General features: G+C 59.4%; 16 protein-coding genes. 10 read left to right on the forward strand and 6 right to left on the reverse strand.

Annotated elements, in window-relative coordinates; all coding sequences use genetic code 11:
• The 3 genes from LOC68_RS11225 to LOC68_RS11235 all read left to right on the forward strand — a co-directional run bounded on the left by LOC68_RS11225 (position 1) and on the right by LOC68_RS11235 (position 8441).
• Complete coding sequence (locus LOC68_RS11225; protein WP_230218542.1) at positions 1 to 6363, forward strand: hypothetical protein; 6363 nt, start codon at positions 1 to 3, stop codon at positions 6361 to 6363.
• A 160-nt stretch (positions 6364 to 6523) separates the two neighbouring features.
• Positions 6524 to 7039 (forward strand): ribosomal protein S18-alanine N-acetyltransferase, encoded by a 516-nt coding sequence (gene rimI, locus LOC68_RS11230; RefSeq protein ID WP_230218544.1) that lies wholly within the window; start codon positions 6524 to 6526, stop codon positions 7037 to 7039.
• A gap of 289 nt (positions 7040 to 7328) precedes the next feature.
• The gene (locus LOC68_RS11235) at positions 7329 to 8441 is read left to right on the forward strand and encodes a GNAT family N-acetyltransferase (RefSeq protein ID WP_230218546.1); all 1113 of its coding nucleotides are present in this window, start codon (positions 7329 to 7331) and stop codon (positions 8439 to 8441) included.
• A 52-nt stretch (positions 8442 to 8493) separates the two neighbouring features.
• Here LOC68_RS11235 and LOC68_RS11240 read toward each other — a convergent pair whose 3' ends face one another.
• The 3 genes from LOC68_RS11240 to LOC68_RS11250 form a co-directional block, all read right to left on the reverse strand.
• Positions 8494 to 9366, reverse strand: coding sequence for a transposase (locus LOC68_RS11240; protein WP_230218548.1), 873 nt, complete (start codon positions 9364 to 9366; stop codon positions 8494 to 8496).
• A gap of 247 nt (positions 9367 to 9613) precedes the next feature.
• Entirely contained in the window at positions 9614 to 10279 is a 666-nt protein-coding gene (locus LOC68_RS11245) for a hypothetical protein (protein ID WP_230218549.1), read from the reverse strand.
• On the reverse strand, positions 10272 to 10880 hold the full coding sequence (locus LOC68_RS11250) for an RNA polymerase sigma factor (RefSeq protein WP_230218550.1): 609 nt from the start codon (positions 10878 to 10880) through the stop codon (positions 10272 to 10274). The genes LOC68_RS11245 and LOC68_RS11250 overlap by 8 nt, the downstream gene beginning before the upstream one ends.
• Positions 10881 to 11085: 205 nt before the next feature.
• Between LOC68_RS11250 and LOC68_RS11255 the strand changes: the two genes are divergently transcribed.
• From LOC68_RS11255 to LOC68_RS11270, 4 genes are all read left to right on the forward strand, one after another.
• Positions 11086 to 11844, forward strand: a complete 759-nt coding sequence (locus LOC68_RS11255; protein ID WP_230218551.1) for a DUF1559 family PulG-like putative transporter — start codon at positions 11086 to 11088, stop codon at positions 11842 to 11844.
• Positions 11845 to 11994: 150 nt separating this feature from the next.
• Positions 11995 to 12615 carry a DUF1559 family PulG-like putative transporter gene (locus tag LOC68_RS11260; protein WP_255671281.1) on the forward strand — a complete coding sequence of 207 codons (621 nt, stop codon included), beginning with the start codon at positions 11995 to 11997 and terminating at the stop codon, positions 12613 to 12615.
• Between the two features lie 21 nt (positions 12616 to 12636).
• Entirely contained in the window at positions 12637 to 13368 is a 732-nt protein-coding gene (locus LOC68_RS11265; RefSeq protein ID WP_230218553.1) for a DUF1559 family PulG-like putative transporter, read from the forward strand.
• A gap of 38 nt (positions 13369 to 13406) precedes the next feature.
• Positions 13407 to 14147 carry a DUF1559 family PulG-like putative transporter gene (locus LOC68_RS11270; protein WP_230218554.1) on the forward strand — a complete coding sequence of 247 codons (741 nt, stop codon included), beginning with the start codon at positions 13407 to 13409 and terminating at the stop codon, positions 14145 to 14147.
• On the opposite strand, the gene LOC68_RS11275 is transcribed toward LOC68_RS11270, so the two are convergent.
• The 3 genes from LOC68_RS11275 to LOC68_RS11285 all read right to left on the reverse strand — a co-directional run bounded on the left by LOC68_RS11275 (position 14144) and on the right by LOC68_RS11285 (position 17799).
• On the reverse strand, positions 14144 to 14575 hold the full coding sequence (locus LOC68_RS11275) for a universal stress protein (RefSeq protein WP_230218555.1): 432 nt from the start codon (positions 14573 to 14575) through the stop codon (positions 14144 to 14146). The two genes, LOC68_RS11270 and LOC68_RS11275, sit on opposite strands and share 4 nt — an antisense overlap.
• Before the next feature lie 213 nt (positions 14576 to 14788).
• Entirely contained in the window at positions 14789 to 16036 is a 1248-nt protein-coding gene (locus LOC68_RS11280) for a DUF1501 domain-containing protein (protein WP_255671282.1), read from the reverse strand.
• Between the two features lie 92 nt (positions 16037 to 16128).
• The gene (locus tag LOC68_RS11285) at positions 16129 to 17799 is read right to left on the reverse strand and encodes a DUF1549 domain-containing protein (protein WP_230218557.1); all 1671 of its coding nucleotides are present in this window, start codon (positions 17797 to 17799) and stop codon (positions 16129 to 16131) included.
• Between the two features lie 684 nt (positions 17800 to 18483).
• On the opposite strand from LOC68_RS11285, the gene LOC68_RS11290 reads away from it, so the two are divergent.
• From LOC68_RS11290 to LOC68_RS11300, 3 genes are read left to right on the forward strand one after another with little or no spacing between them, the layout of a single operon-like run.
• The gene (locus LOC68_RS11290) at positions 18484 to 19128 is read left to right on the forward strand and encodes an RNA polymerase sigma factor (protein ID WP_230218559.1); all 645 of its coding nucleotides are present in this window, start codon (positions 18484 to 18486) and stop codon (positions 19126 to 19128) included.
• Between the two features lie 11 nt (positions 19129 to 19139).
• Complete coding sequence (locus tag LOC68_RS11295) at positions 19140 to 19652, forward strand: anti-sigma factor family protein (protein WP_230218560.1); 513 nt, start codon at positions 19140 to 19142, stop codon at positions 19650 to 19652.
• Positions 19639 to 20853: a hypothetical protein gene (locus LOC68_RS11300; protein ID WP_230218564.1), complete on the forward strand. Its 1215-nt coding sequence runs from the start codon at positions 19639 to 19641 to the stop codon at positions 20851 to 20853. Before LOC68_RS11295 ends, LOC68_RS11300 begins: the two co-directional genes overlap by 14 nt.
• The last annotated feature ends 42 nt before the right edge of the window (positions 20854 to 20895 follow it).

The raw sequence follows: 20895 nt of genomic DNA on the forward strand, positions 1-20895 counted from the left end.
ATGCGGCCATTCGCGCTAATCATCTTTGCGCTGTCGTTCACGGCGAGTTTGGGCTCCTTCGCTTGGGGCGATGATGCCGTTCCTGCGATCGAGTACCGCCGTCTTTACGTGCCGGTCGGACAGGAAAAGCTCTGGCCGCGCAACGGGTTTATCTACGCCCCGGTGATTCGGCTCAGCGATTTTGAAAACGCCGTGAAAGCGATTCATGAATCGCGTGGCGGTCCGAGCGACGTCGCCCGCATTCGTCGGACGGAATTGGTCGGCCGCGTCACCGAAACGATGCTCGAAGGGGAAGCGACGTTTGAATTGTCGCTCGCCAACGAGGACTTTGGGCAGACGCAGCAGTTCGTTTCGTTTCAGGGGACGAATCTCGAGTTCTCGCCGCTCGAAACGCTCGCGCCGATGTCGATATCCAATCAAACGACGATCAGTCGTCCCGGCCTCAGCGACGGCGAGGTCGGCATCTGGGCGACGCAAGCCGATCCAAAATTTCGCTGGCGAGCGGTCTCGTCCGAGTCGGGAGAGTTTTCGCTCCGCTTGCCCCCGGCCGGTTCGTCGAGCTTGCGGCTTCAGATGGGCGCTGATCAACAAGTGCAAGCCGATGTCGGCATCGTACAGGAAGTCGTTTCCGAGGATGAAGAAAAGCCGAGCGAGTGGTTGTTGCTGCCCGACGCGCTGGGGCAGATCAAGTTCCGCATTGTCGATCGTCGCGACTCCAACAGCGCGTCGCCGGTCCATGTCGCGCAGCACGCCAGATATGACGTGGGGGCTGCGAGCATCTCGGTCGCGACTCGTTTTATTTGCGTCTCGACCGCCGAGCCGCTGCGGAAGTTTGAACTCTGGAGCGATGCGCGGCTTATCTTGACCGGCGTCCATCTGTTCGACTCGCAGCGACGACCGCAACCGGTCGCCTGGGAGCAATCGCCGCCGAATGAAGGGGGAAAACGCCGACTCACCATTCGTTTGCCTGACAACGACCAGCGTCTGTCGGAGTTTGAGTTCACCGGCGTCGTTCCGGTCGAAAGTTCTCCTACGCGACTGAAGGCGCCTTTGTTGTCGGTCGATGCGGCGATGTGGCAAGAAGGCGAGGTGACCATCGCGCCTGGGGACGATTGGCGAATCACGACTCTGGACGCTCGGCAGGCGAAGCAGGTCGGTTTTGATCCGCAAAACGAACAGGAACAGACGGCCCAGTTCGTCTTGTTCACTCCTTCCTCGTCGATTGAATTCGCCCTGACGCGAGTTGAACCTCACTTGCACTTCCTGGTCGGAAACTCGGTCAAAATCGGACCGACGAAAATCACCGCCAATACCACCGCGACCGTTTCCTTGGCGGAGGGAGAAACGCTTGACCTCGAGTTTGGGCTGCTCGGCGGTTGGAACGTCGACTCGTTGACGACCGAACCGGCGGCCAAGGCGATGCTCGATCGCTGGTATGTCGATGACGACGGCAAGTTGATTGTGCGTTTGAAAGAGCCGATCTCCCCTTCGCAGGCGGTGACGATTAACGCTCGGTTTTCGCGTCCTCGTCGCGAATCGGAAGTCGGATACGATACTCGCAAATTGAAGCCGATGCAGCTTGACGGTGAAATCCAGGCCGACTGGATTCGCGTTTCCGCGGATGAGACGATCGAACTTCGTCCTTCGCCCGAATCGGCTGAATTGCTGATCGATCCCGCTTCGCTTTCTGAAGGGACGAAACTACTGCTGCCAGGCGAAACGCCCCCTAGTTCGCTCCTGTTCGCATCACGTTCGCCCCGTTACGGAGATCCGGTCGTCCTGGCCGTGCCGAAGCGCGTCGGCTACAAAGTCGCGATTCATTGCGACGTGCTGCTGCGCGATGAGGATATGAAGGAGCGAATTCAAATCGAGATCGGCGGCGCTGGAGATTTCAACGAACCGATTCTGTTGCATGCGACCGAAGCGGCCAAGGAGTTGACGAAATGGCGACTCAGCGACGGAGGGGACGTCGTCTGCACGCCGCTAGTGAACAAGGGCGCCGCCACGTCGAAGTTGGCGGCGTACGAGTTGCGGTTGCCTCCCGGGACTCGCTTGCCTGCGACCTTGACGACCGATATCACGCGACCAATTTCCGACGGTGCGACGCCTATTTTGCTCGCGACGCCGCAAGTGGCGACGCAGACCAATCAGCTTGATATCGCCGCCCCTCGTTCCTGGCGATTAACGGTCGGCGAAGCGTTTCCGCTGTCGCCGATCTACGACAACAAATCGCCGAGCGAAGACCATTTGCAGAATCGCGAGTTCCGGTATCGCGGCGTCGACGTCTCGCGCGTCAGCGACGAGTTGGGAGGGGGCCCCGTCGTCAAGATCGACGCCAAGCCGCTCGACTTGGCGCCCTATGCGGAGCTGGCCGAATATCGATTCGATCTGCGGCGCGATTCGGTGCTGGTCGACGCCGACTTCCGTTTGATCGCCGCGAGCGCCGGCGAATTGCAGTTTGGCTTTCCCACCGGCTGCCGCTTGTTGGCGGTGAAGCTCGATGGTCATCCGGTCGTCGAGACGTCGCTCGGAGAGGGCCTGTTCGCCGTGAAAGTGCAAGGAGGAGCTCGTCCGCAAGTTTGCTCGATCCGTTACGAATCGACCGCTCCCAGCTTTCCGCTGTTTCGCCCGTTCGTGTTGCGGCGGCCAACGACCAGCTTCGCCATTTTGCAATCGACGTCGCAGGCCGTGACGTCGCAGCTGACGTTCTACACTTGGAATAAATCGCTTTCGGCTCACCTGCGAAGCATGTTTTTGCATGGTCTCTACGCTCGCTCCGGCAACGGCGCAGAGCGTCATTCGATGGAGTTGGCAGGTTCGACGTCGTCGATCTGGGCGGTTGATCCGCAGCAGATCGTTTCGTTGGGTTATGCACTCTTGGGAATCTCATTCTTGACCGGTTGGCTGGTTCCACGGTGGCGGGTCGGTTTGTTGATCGCGGCCCTAGGCGTCGCCTTTGCGGCGATCGTGCTGCCAACGACGCTGGCGCCGATCACCGCCGGAATTTTGCAAGGATTGATCGCTGGCTGCATCGTCCGCTGGTTCGCGACTTCGTGGCACGAGGTCGAAGCCAGCGACTCACGGAATGCCCGCTCTGCCGCTGGGATGTTGTTCGTGCTGGCCGTGCTGTTGCCGAGCGGTTCGCTCTTCGCGCAGCAACCAGCCGCCGCCGAAGCGAAGCCGGTCGCCTATCCAATTTGGATCCCGATTGACGCCGATAAGAAACCGACTGGCGACGTCTACTTGCCGCAGCCGCTCTACGATTACCTGTTTACCGCTTCCAAGAGTCCGATCTATACGCCGCTTCCGGTCGACGTGACGGCGGCGTCGTGGCGGATTTCCCCTCCCACAGCGAACATGCCCGATACGTTCAGCGTCGCTGGGCTATTCGATATCAGTTCGACGGTGAATGGGACGACTTTCGCATTTCCGCTGAGCGCTGATTTCCTCGCCGGAGTGCAATCGGTCCTGGTCGACGAGATCCCGCTGTCGATGATCGATCTCGCCGAGAAAAAAGAGTTGAGCGTCATGTTTGACGACGCTGGCGATCATCGCGTGAAGATCGTCGCCCAGCTTCCGGCTGATCGGACCGTGTCGTGGGAGACGCCTCCTTGCTTGAACGCCGAATTGCGTTATGAGTCGATCGCCAGCAAGCCGATCGCCGAGATTCTCGCCGATGGCAAGCCGCTGCCGTTTGAGTCCCTTTCGACCTTCACCAGTATTCCGCTCGGAGCGGTCCGCAAGATCGGTTGGGCGCCCAACGCCGATTCGAACGACGGTCGATTCCATGCGCGCCAAGTCGATCTGCTGCAATTGGGGCAACCGTCGCCAACGCTGATCAGCCGTCTGCAGCTGACGCCGATCAGCGGCGAAATAAGAACTTGTCGCGTTCAATTCGATCCCCGCTTGCGTTGGAACGAAGTCAAAACCCCCGGCGTTTCGATCGAAGTCGCGGGAAATGAACTGATGGCGACGTTTGAGCCGCCGGTCGCCGAGCCGGTGGCGCTGGAACTTTCGTTTACGCTTGACCAATCGAACGGCATAGGCGCGTTCGACCTTCCGAACGTCTCCGTTACCGACGCCGAAACGACGCAGCGCTGGGCCGCGATTGCGGCGCCGACTAGCGTTGAGGCGGTCTGGAGAAAAGATGCCAGCAGCTTGGCGACCGTGACTACCCCTGAGTTTATCGATGCGTGGCCCGTGCCGATCGACGGCCTACGCCGCGCATTTGATCTGAGCAACGAATCGACCACTCCGGCTATCGTCGATGTGACGCCGGTTCCGTCGAAGCTGTTCATCACGGCCAACGAGTACGTTCATGTCGGCTCGCTCACGTCCGACTATCGGCTCGACTTGCAGATCGAAACGCTCGCAGGCGAGGTTTCGTCGTTGGCGCTCGAAATGACGCCTGGCTGGAAGGTCGATGACGTCTCGTTTATCTCGGACGGCGTGGTTCGTAATGTCGTCTGGCAATATGACGAGCCGACCTCTCGGTTGTCGCTCTTTTTCGCCTCGCCGCTGCGGGCGCTGGCCGAAATTCGCATCCAAGGGCATTTCGCCACTGATCTGGCGGCCGCGCTAAAGGTGAAGGTGCCGCGCGTCATCGACGCTCAGATCGATTCTTCCTATTTGCATATCTCCCACGACCCGGACGTTCGTCTGCGGCGATTGCCGGAGATCGGCCCGGCGATGTTTGACACTGCGGCCAGCGAAGCGGCGCCGCCGTTGGAATCAGGGCAGGGGCAGTCGTTCGGCAGTTTTCGCGTGCTGGACCCCAAAGGGGTCATGCAGTTAACCGTCCAGCGCAACAATGTTGAGCTCGGGGGAGAGATGCTGCTCTCCGCCAAGGGAGGCGAAGACGGCTGGACGGTGCGAGTCGACTGTCGCCTACGACTGAAACGAACCGTCCCCGATCTGATCGAGTTTCTCGCTCCAGCCAATTACCAGCTGAAAACGAGTTCGCTGATCGGATTCGACGTCACGCAGCGGCCGCTTGGCGCCGCAGGCGTCATCTGGCAGTTGCGTCCGCTGCGTCCCCTGCCGGATGAATTTCAGCTGAGTCTGATCGCCGACGTCGAGACGCCGAACATCGGCGACTTGGTGATTCGGCCGGTTCGCCTGTTGGGCCAATACCCGCCGCAATATGTCGCGGTCCCCCGTTCGTTTAACTCGCAGCAAATCGTGTGGGGGACGCGTGAACTGCAATCGGTCGCGTTTCCGGACAGTTGGTTCGCGATGCACGTCCCGGCTGGAAGCCAGGTCTATCAGTCGCTCTCTGGCAGTTATGAGTGCCGCGTCGCCGGACTATTGCCGACCGAAGAGACGCCGCGCGTCGTGGCGTTGCAGCACGATGTGAAGGTGGCGGCCGAACCGAATTACCTGACGACGACGTCGATTTATCTTTCTCCGGAAGGGAGCGACTTCTTTACGTTTCGACTGCCTGCCGGAGCGAAGCTCCTGGCGACGTCGATCGAAGGGAAGGTGGTCGCCGCTGAATCGGACGCTGAGGGAGCGGTGACGGTCCCGCTGTTGTCCCGTTCGCTAACGCAAAAGCTTGTCGTTTCATACGTTTACCCGGCGGCGACGCCTGGGGCTCGCGATCTCGACGTGATTACGTTCGACTCGCGTACGACGACGCCGACCCCGATTTGGCGAATCGAGAGCCAGCACCCACTGCAATGCGATTTTGATCCGCTCACCGTCGTTGAGTGGCGTACCGATCGCTTCACCGAGGCCTGGCGCCGCTGGAAGCGGGGGATTCGTGACAGCGACGCTTCGGCAGTCGAGATCGCCGCTTGGAAAAAACGGCGTTTGCAGGAAGCCGATAACGCCTGGCACGCACTGGCCGCGTTGCTCATGGAAGTTCAAGGAGAACACTTTGACCCGCAGCGACATTTCAGTGAGATCACCTCTGGCGATGAGCTGACCCTGTTGCAGTCGGAGGTCGCCAAGGCCGGGATCGAGCCGCAGTCAACTCCCGAAGTTTGGAGCGACGTGTTGTACGGTAAAGCGGACGCAGTGCGTCTGAGCCGGAAACCGGCGACGTGGGATTTCGATTGGCGGCGGCCGTTGTTGCTCATCGGCGGTTTGCTAGCGTCGCTGTTGCTACTCACCCTGATTTGGCGTCAGCCGGAATGGCTCGAATTGTCGGCCGCTTGGATGTCGCGTTGGCCGCACGCCTTGGGAGCGGCCGCAGGAATCGCGTGGGGGCTGTTTCTGCAGCCTGCGTTTGTCGGCTGGATCATTGCGGCGGTCTTTGTGCTGGCCGCCTCTCCGCTACGTCTGGCGCGGAATGGAGGGAACGATTCCGGAAGGTCTTTTCTGGGGAAACTTGAACGTAGCGTCAGCAAATCTCGACGCTAGCGTCCGTTTGCGGGGAATTTCGCAACGTTGTACTTTTCCGGCGGCCGATACTTCATCTTGGCGGATTGAATCCGATTTGTTACCGTACCTGCTCCAATTTGATTTCGGGATGAACGACATCATCTTCTGATTCTGCTGGCTAACATGGAAGGAGGCCGGAATGATTCTCTCTGGACTACGAGAACTGCCGGTTCACATTCGATGGATGATCCGCCGCGACATGGCGGAAGTGTTGCAGATTGAACGCGCCAGTTTCGAGTTTCCCTGGGGGGAAGACGACTTCATTCAATGCCTTCGCCAGCGCAACTGCATCGGCATGGTGGCCGAGCATGACGAGCGCATCGTCGGCTTCATGATTTATCAGCTTCATCGCACGCGTCTGCACGTGATGAACTTTGCGGTCGATCCGGCCTGCCGTCGCCTGGCGATCGGCTCGCAGATGGTCGCCAAGCTGGCCAGCAAATTGTCGCCGCATCGCCGGTCGCAGATCTTGTTGGAAGTTCGCGAGACGAACCTCGACGCCCAGCTCTTCTTCCGCAAAGAAGGTTTCCGGGCGATCTCGGTCCTACGAGATTTTTACGAAGACACGACCGAAGACGCTTACCTGATGCAATATCGGTTCCAGCAACCGGTCGAAGCCGAAACCGCGTCGCCGATCGCTCGGCTGGCCGGTTAACGCCCGTTCGCAAAACGAAATATCCGCAAGAGACGCATCGATTCGAGGCGTCTTTTGCATTTCTTGTCCTTCCAGCGGCGGTCGCTCTGTAGCGGGGAGTCAGCGCAGGTTATGCGCGATACGCGGACCGGCGCGATTAGTCGGGTTGGAAGGAACGAAAACGACCGATTCCTATCGCGGCAGTCCGTATCCAGGACGAAAACGAGCGTAGGTTATTAATAGCTACAGCCCGTTCTCGCCTATTCGCAGATCTATGCTCCGCGTTGTTGAAATAAACGAAATCGAAGCCTTGGCGACGATACGCGCCAACTGGCGGAAGTTATGGCTCGAGACTCCGTACGCGAGCTTCTTCCAAACGCTGGATTGGCTTCGAATTTACTGGCGGCATTTTGGCCGCGATCAACATCTGCGCGTTCTGGTGGTCCTGGAAGCGGAGCAGATTATCGGCATCGTTCCGCTGACGGTCGTCGTTGAGTCGACTCGGTTGGGGAACGTTCGCGTGTTGACCTATCCGCTCTCGGAATGGGGAAGCTACTACGGACCGCTGGGCGTCGATCGACACAAGGTCCTTGGCGCCGCATGCCGCCATCTGCGGGAGACTCCCCGCGATTGGGATCTGTTCGATCTCCGCTGGGTGCCGATCGACGACATCGAAGAAGATCATTCGTATGGCGCCATGTCGAGCGGCGGACTCGCCCCGCATCGCGGCGTTTGGAACGAAACGTCGCTGATTGATCTGCCGGAGAGTTGGGAAAAATACCTGGGGACGCGCAGTCCGAAGTTTCGGAGCGAGATTCGTCGCAAGACGCGGCGGATTCGGCGTCAGGGGCGGATGGAAATGGTCCGCTACCGACCTGCCGGTCTCGCGGCTGGCGACGGTGATCCCCGTTGGGATCTCTTCGGTCAGGCGTATCACATCGCATTGTCCAGCTGGCAAGGATCGGCCCATACCGGCAACACCCTTTCGCAGCCCGACGTGAGCGGCTTCTTTCGGGAAACGCATAAGGCCGCGGCCGAACTGGGGATGCTCGATCTCTGCCTGATCTACGTGGATGGTCGACCAGCGGCGTTTCTTTACAACTATCATCGCTGCGGCGACGTTTATGGACTGCGCCGCGGCAGCATGCCGGAGATCCACGAACTGGGGATCGGCACGGTGGCGACCGCGTTGACGATCGAAGATAGCTGCAACCGCCGCGATCGTTTGATCGACCTGGGCGCCGGATCGATTCACGCCAAGCGGAGTTGGCTGACGCGACTCGCCCCGATTGGCCGCGTGACCCATTACCCGTCGTTTGAGCCGAAAAGCCAGATGCTACGGCTGACGCATTGGTGGAAGAACGGCCGCCCGACCCGAAACGCCGATCAGACCCGAGCCCAGCAAACGGCCGATTTGCTGTAGCAGCATCGGCGAAAACTAGCCCGCAGCGCAACAGCTTTTTGCACGAGTCGCTCTAAGTCGCTTGCGGTTTTCGCCGTTTGAGGCCGTTGAGGATCAGTTTGGCTTGGACCCAGCGGCGGACGCGGCGGTAGGTTCTGGCCCAGGCCGGTAGGCATGCGAGCCCGCCGCCCCAATTCGTTAAGTTGCCGAAGAAGCGTTCGATCGCCACGCGTTCGTCCAGGATCTGTTGCGCGATTCGCGGATCCGAGTCTTCCAGAATTTCCTTCGAACGCAGTCGGCCGGCCGTTTGCGGACGATGCCCGAACCCTTTGCCTGGTCCGTAACGACGCGGGGCGATCAGTTCAATGTCGCCCCGCTCGTCGCAGATGTCGAACAGCTTATTCGAGTCGTAGTTGCCGTCCGCGACCAGACGTCCTTGGATGGTTGTGGTACGCAGTATTCGGCGAGCGATCTCCCGTTCGTCGTCCTTCATCGACGCCATTCTCCAGTCGCCGATCGTGCCGTCTTTTCCGAAGATTAAGTGCAGTTTGTAGCCTTTCGCTTTACCGCCGGTCGCTCGACCGTACGTCGCTTGCTTGTCTTTCGAGCAGCCGCTGATCGCGAGGGGCTTGCCGTCGATAAACCAGGTTCGACACGCGGTCGACGTAGATCTCAGCACGCGATCTTCAACCTCTTTGAGAAACGAACGGACGTCATGCGAACGCATGCGACGCGACATCGTCGCGTTCGACGGCAACCGTTGACGTCGCTCATGAATCGGCCAGTTCTCGCGTTCGCAGGCCCAACTAATCGGGCGGTCATGAATCACCGCCCAGAACCAAACCCGCACGACCTCGATGACGGTAAACGTGCTGCGCGGATCAAACCGCGGCTTGCCAATCTCGCGAAACGCAGCGAGAATCGATCTCCAGAGTTGGCGTTCCATGCTCGGTCTCGTTCTTAGTGGTATTTGAAAGAGACTAACATGAACGCCAACTTCTTTTTGCGCAATACCTTATCGCGACTGGCGCAAAAAGCTGGCAAGCGAGGGAATGCGTGCGCAAATTTAATGGCAGTGCTGCACTTCTAATTGCTTCCAAAAGAAGAAGCCAAGACCAAGCGTCGTTGAATAGCCGCGCACATCCCCTCGCTTGCGCTGCGGGCTAGTGGGAAGATTCGCTGCGATTTGCAGGTTACTGCGCGTGACACGCGAGACAGCTATTGGTCACTGCGGCGATGGCGGTCGGAGTTGACGCGGCCGGTTTCGCTTGCGGATCGCGGCTGTGATGGTGGCACTCGCTGCAGCAGGTCAGATGGGCGAGCGACGGGCCTTCCAGCGTCGCGGCGACTTGCACGATTCCCTCCGAAGGCCGCGCGGACTTGCGCGGCTGGCAGACCGCCGGGAGCGAAAGATTCGCCAGATAGCGTTCGGCTTCCAGTTTCACATCGGCCAACGAGCGACCGGCGCCGCCGGGAGCAGCCGGAGCGTGCGAGCCCCAAAAGGTTGCGACAACTAGCAGCGCGACAAGGACTGCCGCCACGGGAACGGCGATGTTGAGCCAGGGAGCTTGTGCCTGCGACGGACGGATCGGCGGATTGGTCCAGCCAGCTTCGGCGGTGCGCCAAAAATCGCCGTCGACCTGCGGCAAGCGGCTCGCTTCTTCCGGCAAGGTTTCGGCCAGTTCGCTGGTCGCCGGACGGAGGGCTTCGGCCAAAGTGCGGCAATCATGGCAACAGCACAGATGACGCTCGACGGCGTTGTCCGTGCCGGCGTCACCAGTTGGAAACGGGGCGCGAGTGAGGATCTCAAAAACCTCATCGCAAGTCGCCAGGCGAATGGAATCGGAACGACTAATCATGGAAGTGCTCTCCAACCGGGCCGGCGTCAATCGCCTCGGCCGACAGAAGCTCGGTCAAACGAATCATTCCCTTACGAACTCGGGCCTTGGCGGCCGGCAGGCTGCATCCCAGCGAATCAGCAATCTCTTGAAACTTCATCTGGCCAAAAAAGCGAAGGCGAACCGCCTCGGCCTGGGACGGCGTCAGTTCGGTCAGCAGTTGGCGGACATGCTCACGCCGCTCGGCCGTAATCATCGCGGCCAACGGATCGGCCGCCGCGTCATCGGCCTGGTAGGCGATCGCCGGCAGATCTCCCATTTCGTTCTCGGCCCGCCGTGCGGTCCGTTGATGGAGCCGATTGCAGTTGTTGATCAGGATCGTCCAGAGCCAGGTCCGGAAGCTATACCGCGAGTCGTACGTATCAAGCCAACGGAAGGCGTTCAAGAACGTCTGCTGAACGGCGTCCTCCGCTTCCTGCTGGCGTCCCAGTCGGCTCATCGCCAGGCGGAGCAGCGGCGATTGATAGCGCCGGACGATCTCGGCGAACTTTTCTCGCTGACCAGACAAAACGGCGGTCAGCAATTCGCCGTCGGTCGGTTCTCGGTCGGGCGCCTGGGTCATGGTGGGAAGCGGCGGGGAGGGAAAATGGGAGCGGAATCGGCCGTCTATCAAGTGATAGCGCCAATCGCGCCGGAGGGATACCTTAGATTCTTTCCCAATCGAAGCTTTTCAGCAATCCAAACCCCACCAAGAAATAGTTCCCTTCCCCTCAATTGTGCGGTAAGATTCGGGCTTGGAACCGTCTTTGGCCGTTAGGAACTCCCTTATGTCGCGATTCGTCTCTTCCCGTATCGTTCGTCGCTCTGGAAACTCGGCGGTCCCCGTGGTGATCATCGTCCTCGCGGTGGTCGGTTTCATGGTCCTTTTGTGCGGTGGAATCTTGGTGGCGTTGCTCCTTCCGGCCGTTCAACAGGCTCGTGCCGCCGCTCGCCGCATGCAGTCGACGAATAACATGAAACAGATTGGTTTGGCGCTACATAACTACGCCGACACCTATGGAACATTTCCGCCGGCGACGATCAATGATGAAAACGGGAAGCCGATGCACTCGTGGCGCGTGCTGATTCTTCCCTTTATCGAAGAACAGTTTCTTTACAGCCAATATGATTTCAACGAACCGTGGGATGGCCCCAACAATCGCTTGTTGATGTCGCAGATGCCGATGGTCTACGCAGACCCGACCATCGATAGCCCTCCAGGAGAAGGCGCCACGTCTTACCAGGCGATTTCCGACGAGGGAACGGTCATGAATGAAACGCGGGGAAGTCTCTTCCGCGAAATCACAGACGGCACTTCCAACACCGCGCTGGTGGTCGAAAACACCGGCAAGATGGTCCCGTGGCTGCGACCCGACGATACGAAGATCAGCGACTTCGTGCAGGGGATTCCCTTCGAGAAAGGCCCCGTCGGCGGAACGAACGTTTTGATGGCGGACGGCTCGGTGCAGTTCTTCAGCGAAACCATTGAGCCGGACGTGATCAAGGCGATCTCGACGCGCGAAGGTGGCGAGGCGGCCCATTGGTGATACTGATTCCTCGCCAGCGAGAATTCCGAGCCGATGTCCAATTGTCGTGATTCCGCTGCAACGCCATGGTCTCCGTGGCCGTTGGTCTGTTTCGTGGTCACGGCGACATTGTTGCTGCTGTTTTTCGTCGTCAGTTGGTACGCAAATCACATGCCGCGTGATGCGGCGCGGATCTTTAGTACGTCCAATGCGCTTCAGGGCATTGGATTGGCGATGCACGATTACCACGACGTTTACGGCTCGTTTCCGCCGGCGTTTGTGGCGGATGCGAATGGTAAGCCGCTGCACTCGTGGCGCGTGTTGCTGTTGCCCTTTCTTGATGAAAGAGAGCTCTACGAAAAGTATGACTTTTCGCAACCGTGGGATGCCCCAGATAATCGAAAACTTCTCGACAAAATGCCGTGGGTCTTCCGTGATCCGCGGTTCAGGTCGGACGATCCGAGCTTGACGACTTATCAAGTCGTTGTCGGGGACGGAATGATCTTTGATCCCCAGTTTGGTCGAGTCGCGTTTCCTGATATTCGGGACGGATCGACAGCGACGTTACTTGCGGTCGAGAATCTAGGGCACGCGGTCCCATGGACGAAGCCGGTCGATATGAGCGTTTCGGACCTCGAATCAGGCGTGCTGCTCGATAGCGCGCCGCGAGGTATGTTTGTGATTTTGATGGCCGATGGAACAAGGCAGAACGTCTACAGCAAGACGGCGGCGCAATTAAAATCGGCCGCCACGCGTAGCGGCGGCGAAACGCCTCCAAACTGGCGCCTTTAGCCCTCTTCGAAAATGCAGTTCATGAGAAAACCGGCGCACCTCCCGCAATCTCGACAAGGCCAATCCAACGCGACGGCGGTGATCGCCCTCGTCCTGGTCGTGTTGTTATTGATTGGTGGGGTGTTCGTCTTGTGGTTAATGCCGGCGGTCGCCGATGCGCGGGCAGCCGCCACGACCTCGGCTTCGAGTGGGCATTTGAAGGTGATCGGGCTCGCGCTGCACAACTACCACGATACCTATGGCGAGCTGCCTCCTGCCTATATCGCCGATGAGAACGGCAAGCCGATTCACTCTTGGCGGGTGTTGATCCTGCCGTTTATTGAATACGGCGACCTCTATGATCGCTACGATTTCGACGAGCCATGGGATGCCCCCAACAATCGCTTGCTGATGCAAGAGCGCCCTGTCGTTTACGCCGATCCGCGAAATCCGGGCGAGGATCCGAAAACCACCCCTTACCAGGCGATCGCCGGCCCCGGAACCTGTTTTGATCCGACGGTCGCCAAGATGAAGTTGGCTGAGATTACGGATGGAACGGCGGTGACGGCGATGGTTGTGGAGAATTTTGGAAAGCCGGTCATCTGGACCGAGCCGGACGATATTTCACCGCAAGAGTTTCTCTCCGGTTTACCGCTACAAGCGGCGCCGGGTGGCAAAGTGTGGGTGATGAATGCGGATACTTCCAGCAAGTTGATTAATCATTCGGAACTGGGCGCCGCCCCATCGTGGACGACCCGCGACGCCGGCGATTAGCCGGCCAGTTTTTAGAACGTACTAGCGAGGAAATGCTCATGAAAAAGCGAACTCCCCAACGCCCACGACATGGTAAGGCGAACGCCTTGGTGATTGTGCTGATCGTGGTGGGCGGCGGCTTTTTCTTCCTGTTCGTATGCGGCGGCGTGTTGGTTGCGCTTTTGTTGCCAGCGATCGCCGCGGCGCGACATACGGCGCAACAGGCGGTCGTGAGCAACAACATGAAGCAAATCGGACTGGCGCTGCACATGTATCACGAGGTCTACCACTCCCTGCCGCCCGTTTACGTCGCCGATGAGAACGGCAAGCCGATGCACTCGTGGCGGGTGCTGATCTTGCCGTTTCTCGAGCGTCAGGATCTCTACGAGTCGTACGATTTTGACGAGCCATGGGATGGCCCCACGAATAGCATGATGATGGCGGCGCGGCCGGAAGTTTATGCGGATCCGCGCGTCAGCGACGACGACGGCACGAAAACCACATTCCAGGCGATCGCTGGACCAGGCGCCCTGTTTGATCCGACCGTCCCGAAGGTCTCCTTCGCCGACGTGACCGACGGGATCTCCAATTCGGCGGCGGTGGTTGAAAACTGCGCCGATCCGGTCGTTTGGACGAAGCCGGACGATACGTCGCCGGAGGAGTTCGTCAATGGCTTCACCGTCGGCAATGCGCCGATGCAAGAGATCGTCGTGCTGAGAGGGGACGGATCAATTTCCGTCGTGCCCAAAGAGCAATTGCCAACGCTCAAAGGTTGGACTACGCGAGCCGGCAACGACTAGCTCTTTGGCTTTTCTGGTCGTAGTACCAGCACCGGACAGTGGGCCAGTCGGACGACGCGATCGGTGACCGAGCCGAGCAGAACTCGCAAGATGCCGCTGCGGCCGTGCGACGGCATGATGATCAGCTTGGCGCCGATTTCGTCGGCGTATTCGGTGATCTGGTGGCCGGCGTCGCCGAACAGAACCTTGACCGTCACCTCGTTGCCGAGCTCTTTGATGATCGCTTCGGTCGCATGCTTAGTTCGGGTGGCGTGATCGACGGTGTGCCACACTTCGCCCGGCTCGGCCGGCGAGAGCTCGCCCAGCACATGCACGACATGGACTCCGCTGGGACTCCCAATCAGACCAATGGCACGGCCAACCGCTTCCTTCGAGACAGGCGAGAAGTCAAACGGCACAACGATCGGAGGGTGAGCGAGCCAGGTCATGAGAAGCTCCTTGATGCGTCCAGCAAAGTAATATCCCTTACCTAGATTTTACGCAGATCCGAGCGCAGAAAAAAAGCCGGCGTCTGTAAAAGACGCCGGCCTTTTGCAAAGTGCAATGCTGGCTCGTGGGGCGGTTTGCAGCGCCTATCCGTCCATGTGCGCTTGCAGCCGAAGGTTTCTCGCGAAACGATCGGCCAGGTGCTCTCTGTCCGACTAGGCGACCAATTCTTTGATCACCTTACCGCCGTTGGCGATTTTCATCGGCCGGCCGTTCTTGCTGGTGAAGGTCGTTTCGAGCGAAATGCCCATCGCTCGGCACACGGTCGCCATCAAGTCTTCGGCCGAGTAAGGTTCGGTTTCGACGCGGGTACCATCTTCGCTGGTCTTGCCAACGGCGATGCCGCCGTTGATGCCGCCGCCGCCGACGACGGTGCTCCAGCTGCGGGCCCAGTGGTCACGGCCGGTGTTGCCGTTGATCCGCGGGGTGCGGCTGAATTCGCCCATCCAGACGATGGTGGTGTCTTTCAACAGACCACGTTGTTCGAGGTCGGTGACCAGGGCCGACATCGCCTGATCCATGACCGGCAGCTTGGTGTCGGACAGGGTGTTGAAGATGTTGGCGTGGTTGTCCCAACCGCCGAGGTCGACTTCGATGAAGGGGACGCCCGCTTCGACCAGACGACGAGCGAGCAAGCAGCCTTGGCCGAAGCCGTTGGTGCCGTAGAGCTCTTTCATCGCATCCGGCTCTTCGCTGACGCGGAAGGCCTTCATCTGTTCGCTGGTCATCAGGTTGACCGTCTTGTTCAAGATCTTGGCGTGATCTTCGGCGGCCGGTCCGCGGCGTTGGCTGATGAAGCCGTTTTCGACCAGCTTCAGCATCTCGAGACGCTTGCCGAGCGTTTCGTCGCTCATGCCCTGCATCTTCAGGTTGCGAACCTGACCGTTGCTGCTGACGGTGAACGGGGCCCAGGTCATGCCGAGGAAGCCCGGTCCAACGCTACCGCCGCCGACCGAAACGAACGGCGGGATTTCCAAATACGGACGTTGATCGAACAGCTCATGCGCGATGACCGAACCGTAGCCCGGGTGTTCGATGTTCGGGTTCGGCACATAGCCGGTGTGCATGTAGTAGCGGCCGCGGTTGTGATCGGCTTCGCGAGTGCTCATCGAGCGAACGACCGAGAGGTGCTTCATGACCTTGGCGGTCTTCGGCATGTGTTCGCAGATCTGCAGGTCGCCGGAGGTCGAGATCGGCTTGAACGGACCGCCGGTCGTTTGGCCCGGCTTGAGGTCCCAGATGTCCATGGTGCTTGGACCGCCACCCATCCAGAGCATGATGCAGCTCTTGCCGCGGCTGGTGAGGTCAGCGGCATGAGCGCGGATCGACTGACCCATCATCATCGCCGGAGCGACCATGGCCGAGGCGCCCGCCATATGCTTCATAAAGTGACGTCGCGACATCCCGGTGGGAATGGACATGTTTATTTCCTTGGATTGAATCTCGTTGTTGACTTGAAAATGTATCGGAAAAAGCGAGGGCGTTGGCCGTCGGCTTAGTGGTTGAGGATGAACTCGTTGCTGTTGAGCAGCGCCCAGAAGACGTCCTGCAGGGCGGCGGCGACGTTGCCTTTGTGACTGGCGACCAAAACGCCGGCCGCTTGCATCTCGTTCTTGGACGGACGTCGAGCGACGGTCGCCATGTACAAGTGCTGGATCGCTTCTTTGCCGTCGTCGCCATTGGCGGCGAGCGTGGCGATGTAGCTTCCCGGCTTGGTGCTGGTCGCATCCTGAATCAGGTCGCCATTGAACATCATCAACGCTTGCGGAATCGAGCCGTTGAACGTGGTCGCTTCGTCCCCTTCGTCGGTGCCGAAGGCGGTCGTAAACTGCTGCATCCACATGCTCTTCAAGCGTTCTTGTTCCGCGTAGTCGGCACGGGTCTTGTGGGCCTGGGTGGCGACGATCAGCGATTCGTACAGCTGTTCGGCTTCCATCTGACGGAGGTAGAAGTGGCTGAACTTCGGCGATTCGCCGATGCTCGGATCGTCCACTTCGTTCCCCTTGGTGATCTTGCTCGACAAGCTGTAGGCCTGGCTCAGCGTGATCCACTTGACCAGCTCTTTCATGTTGAAGCTGGAGCCGCGGAACTCTTCGCCCAGGTAGGTGAGCAGTTCCGGGTGCGAGGGGCGGTTGTGCGGGCCCATGTCGTCGATCGGGCGGGTGAAGCCTTGTCCGAAGAAGTGGCCCCAGACGCGATTGACGATCGCTTCCTGCATTTCCTTCGAGTCGGTGACGAACTTCGAGAGCTCTTCACGACGATTGACCTGCGAGACCAGACCGTTCGGGTTGATGTTGGTGCCGTCGATGAAGACCGGGTAGGCGACTTCCATCAGGCCGTTACGCAGTTCGTAATAAACTTCGGCTTGGGTCGGGTTGCCGCTTTCGCCGCGGAAGTCGACGTTGGCCAAGCTCATCGCCATGCCGCGACCGTTGTTCGTATCCATGCCGCGGTCACGCTGAGCGCGGGTCTGGCGGAAGAAGGCGTTCAGTTCCCAGAACTTGTCTTGCTTCCAGCTGTTGAACGGGTGGTTGTGGCACTGGGTGCACTGCACTTGGACGCCGAGGAAAATCTGGGCGGTCTTGGCGGTCGCTTGGACGCCGTCGTCGGCCAGCTTGTCCATATAGAAGTTCACGGCGCCATTGAAGTTCGGCATGCCCGGCGAGTTCGCCCCTTCGGCGGTGATGATCTCACGGACCATCTGATCGTACGGTTTGTTGCGGGCGAAGCTGTCGCGGAGATACTTCTGCATCCCTTCGCGATTGATCTGCGTGTTGTTTTCGGTCCCGCCGGTGCGACCAATCAGGACGTTGGTCCAGATGGTGGTGAAGTTACGAGCGTATTCTTCGGTGTAGGCGGTGTCGTTAAGCAGCTTTTCGACCAGGTTCTTCTTCCGGTCTTTGCTGCGATCACGCTGGAATTCTTCGAGTTCTTCGACCGACGGAACGCGGCCGATCACGTCGAGGTAAACGCGGCGGACCCATTCGAAATCTTGCGCTTCCGGCGCCGGCGTAATTCCGTAGTCCTTCCACACCGCGCTGACCTGTTCGTTGATCTCGGCCACTTGCGGGATGCCATAGTCATCCGAAGACCGAGCGGCCATCGAGACGCTGACCCAGGCCACCGTGAGACAGATTGCCAGGCCGAAACGAGAAAAAGTCGCCATGGGGAAATGCCTTGAGTTGCTGACGGGAAAAGTAGAGGTTGAATCGTGTTGAAGATTGAGACGTTTGTCTCAAGAGTTCCAACGAGCGAGCAATCTAATACCAGAAACGTTCAGTTTAAACGTTGGTACTCAGGAATTGCAGAGAAAAGATCGAAATGGCCTGATCATTCCGCTCAAAAGCGGGGGTTTTGTGGGCAGGTTGCCACAGGCTGAGCTGTTGCAAAATCGAGCAGTGTGTGATTTTGATACAAGCAAAATAAAACAGGCGGGCTGATCTCATCGATCAGCCCGCCTAGTTTGTTGAAAGCGGAAACTGCGCCTCAGCAGCTTCCGTTTGCCTCTTTCATGTCCCAAAGAAAGCCACAAAGCGTTAAACGGTAAGGTTTTTCGCTCTATGGACCGGATCGCCTCTTCACAACGCCGGCCCCTTGATAGGAATCCTCTTCTCTGTCCCGACCCTATCGACTTGGCTTCTTCTCATCCCTGGAACAGCTAACATAAATGCAATGGGCGTGCCAAAACGAAACGCCTCGCGAATAATTCTTGGCGCGCGAAAACTTCTCAGCTGCGCTGGGGTTACAATAGGCGAGAAGTCGGTCCGCTGGGCGACCACTGTTGGGAGGACCGCCCGGCTTCTCACAACTCCGCATTCGAAACAACTGCCGAACAGGCCAGGAGCGCCGCTTGTCGATCACGGAATCGACCGCTAAACGCTACGAACTGCAAGATCCGGACGTCCGGCTCATGCTCGAGGTGCGCGACGACAACGCGGCGGCCTTCGAGGAGTTGATGCTGCGCTATCAAAACCGGCTGATTAACCTCATGCACCACTTGATGGGGCGTCGAGAGCAGGCGGAGGATCTGGCTCAGGAGGTTTTTCTGCGGGTTTACCGTTCGCGGAAGTCGTATAAGCCGGGATCGAAGTTTTCGACCTGGCTCTACACGATCGCCAACAACGTGGCCAGCAACGCTCGCCGGAGCATGGCCCGCCGCAAGGAGGTTCAGGTCGACGGCAATGACGAGGGGGGAATCGGACCGGCAAATCCGTTGGATCGCATCGCCAAAGCGGCGAGCGGTCAAATGCCGACCCGAATGATCGATCGAGCCGAGATGGGGGAAGTGGTCCGGCTTGCGATGGAAACGCTGAATGAGCGGCAGCGAATGGCCGTGTTGTTATCGAAATTTGAGGAAATGAGTTACGCCGATATCGCGACCACGATGGGGATGTCGGTTGAAGCGATCAAGTCTCTGCTCTCCCGGGCCCGGGCCAATCTGAAAACGGCCCTGGAACCTTACCTGGAGCAAGGGGCGAAACCGCCAGCCGAGTGAGCGCCATTTTTATGAGTACGCCGAACGACGACAATTTGGTACCAGTCGACGACGCCGAGCAGCAGCTTGTCGCGTATCTTGACGGTGAGCTCTCGGACGACGAACGCATCGTCGTTGAAGCCCGCCTGGCCGACGACTACGACTACCGTCAGCGCTTGCAGCGTCTGGAACGGGCCTGGGACATGCTCGACTCGCTGCCTCGAATGGAAGCGAGCGGTTCGTTCGTGCACACCACGGTCGAGATGATCTCGCTCGCCGCGTCGCAAGAGCTCGAAACGATCCAGGATCGCCGCAAGTCGAGCACGTGGCGCGTGCTGACGATCACGTTGGCGGCGTCGCTGATCGCCGCGGTCGCCGGTTTCGCGTGGGTCAACTATTCGGCGACCAGCGAGAATCAAAAGCTGCTGACCGAGTTGCCGCTGATCGAAAACATGGACCGCTATCAAAAGGTGGACGAGGTCGAGTTCCTGGAACAGCTGCGCAAAGAAGGGCTGTTCGTTTCGGAGGTGGATGATGGCGTTTAAGCGACTCGCGCTGCCGACCTGCTTGCTGCTGGCCGCCTCCGGCGTCGCCCTGGGGGACGATCTGACCGATCGCCGACAGCGGATCGAACAGATGTCGCAGGCCGAAAAGGAAGAGTTGATGGCCAGCCAACAGCGCTGGGAACGCCTCTCGACCGAAGGACGCGAACATTGCCAAGAGATTCACACGGCGCTCGAGACGCGCGGCGACGGCCAAGAGCTGCGCGACGTCATGAATCGCTATTACGAATGGCTGAAGTCTCTCGATCCGGTCAAACGGGCTGAAATTGAAAAGCTGCCGATCGATAAACGGGTCGCGGCGATCAAGTCGGAGCTGGAAGAAGAGTCGCGCCGCCGTCGCTTCGGCATGATGCGCGACGCACTCCGCGGCGCCAACGAACAAGACATGCCCAAGATCTGGGGCTGGCTGGTCGACTTCATGAAGACGAACCGGCAGCCGATCGAGAAATACCTCGACTCGCAGTTCAGCGACGGTTCGCGGATGCGTGAGCGTCTGGACGAAATGCCGGAAGAGCGGCGCCTCTTTTGGGTCTGGGGAAAGATGAACTTCGATCGGCAAGGAGAAGCTCCGCTGCCGGGACAGGAAGACATCAAGCGATTGATGGCCGATCTGACGCCGCAAACTCGCGGGCTGATGGAGAAACTGCCGGTCGACGCTCAACGCGACATTCTTCGCCAATTGATCTTCAAAGCGTTCCACTCGCAGATGCTGGAAAACGCCAGCGAAGAGGATGTCCGTAAGTATTTTGAACAGCTGCCGGCCGAACGCCGCAGCCATCTGGCGACGCTTCCGAAAGAAGCGTTCGACAAGGAATTGCGGGAAGAGTATTCGCGGCACTTGATGTTCAGCTTCTTTGGGGGTGGTCGCACCGGCGGAGGGATGCGTCCTCAGGATCGTTTTGGTCGCGGCGATGGGCCAGGCGGCTTTGATGATGGCATGGGCCCCGGCGGTCCAGGTGGACCCGGAGGTCCCGGTGGTGGACCCGGCGGACCGCGCGGCGACGGGATGGGACCTGGTCGCCGCGGCGACTGGAACGGACCAGGCGGCGGTCGCGGCCCCGATGGGGGACGTGGCCCTGACGGTCGCGGCAACGATCGTAAGCGGGGCGAAGAAGGCGACCCGATGAAGCCCGCGGACGCAAAGCCAGCCGAAGAGAAGCCGGCGACGACCGAAGCGACGTAGTGCAAAAAAAGGCCGATGCGTTTGCACCGGCCTTTTTCGTTT

This window comes from Blastopirellula sediminis (genome assembly GCF_020966755.1).
In the GTDB taxonomy this organism is placed as follows: domain Bacteria; phylum Planctomycetota; class Planctomycetia; order Pirellulales; family Pirellulaceae; genus Blastopirellula; species Blastopirellula sediminis.

What these genes read in the sequence shown, in the direction of transcription:
- LOC68_RS11285 (WP_230218557.1), bottom strand. Translation starts at nt 17,799, where the DNA reads ATGGCGACTTTTTCTCGTTTCGGCCTGGCAATCTGTCTCACGGTGGCC.
- LOC68_RS11265 (WP_230218553.1), top strand. Translation starts at nt 12,637, where the DNA reads ATGAGAAAACCGGCGCACCTCCCGCAATCTCGACAAGGCCAATCCAAC.
- LOC68_RS11280 (WP_255671282.1), bottom strand. Translation starts at nt 16,036, where the DNA reads ATGTCGCGACGTCACTTTATGAAGCATATGGCGGGCGCCTCGGCCATG.
- LOC68_RS11255 (WP_230218551.1), top strand. Translation starts at nt 11,086, where the DNA reads ATGTCGCGATTCGTCTCTTCCCGTATCGTTCGTCGCTCTGGAAACTCG.
- LOC68_RS11270 (WP_230218554.1), top strand. Translation starts at nt 13,407, where the DNA reads ATGAAAAAGCGAACTCCCCAACGCCCACGACATGGTAAGGCGAACGCC.
- LOC68_RS11300 (WP_230218564.1), top strand. Translation starts at nt 19,639, where the DNA reads ATGATGGCGTTTAAGCGACTCGCGCTGCCGACCTGCTTGCTGCTGGCC.
- LOC68_RS11295 (WP_230218560.1), top strand. Translation starts at nt 19,140, where the DNA reads ATGAGTACGCCGAACGACGACAATTTGGTACCAGTCGACGACGCCGAG.
- LOC68_RS11260 (WP_255671281.1), top strand. Translation starts at nt 11,995, where the DNA reads ATGCCGCGTGATGCGGCGCGGATCTTTAGTACGTCCAATGCGCTTCAG.
- LOC68_RS11240 (WP_230218548.1), bottom strand. Translation starts at nt 9,366, where the DNA reads ATGGAACGCCAACTCTGGAGATCGATTCTCGCTGCGTTTCGCGAGATT.
- LOC68_RS11245 (WP_230218549.1), bottom strand. Translation starts at nt 10,279, where the DNA reads ATGATTAGTCGTTCCGATTCCATTCGCCTGGCGACTTGCGATGAGGTT.
- LOC68_RS11225 (WP_230218542.1), top strand. Translation starts at nt 1, where the DNA reads ATGCGGCCATTCGCGCTAATCATCTTTGCGCTGTCGTTCACGGCGAGT.
- LOC68_RS11275 (WP_230218555.1), bottom strand. Translation starts at nt 14,575, where the DNA reads ATGACCTGGCTCGCTCACCCTCCGATCGTTGTGCCGTTTGACTTCTCG.
- LOC68_RS11250 (WP_230218550.1), bottom strand. Translation starts at nt 10,880, where the DNA reads ATGACCCAGGCGCCCGACCGAGAACCGACCGACGGCGAATTGCTGACC.
- rimI (WP_230218544.1), top strand. Translation starts at nt 6,524, where the DNA reads ATGATTCTCTCTGGACTACGAGAACTGCCGGTTCACATTCGATGGATG.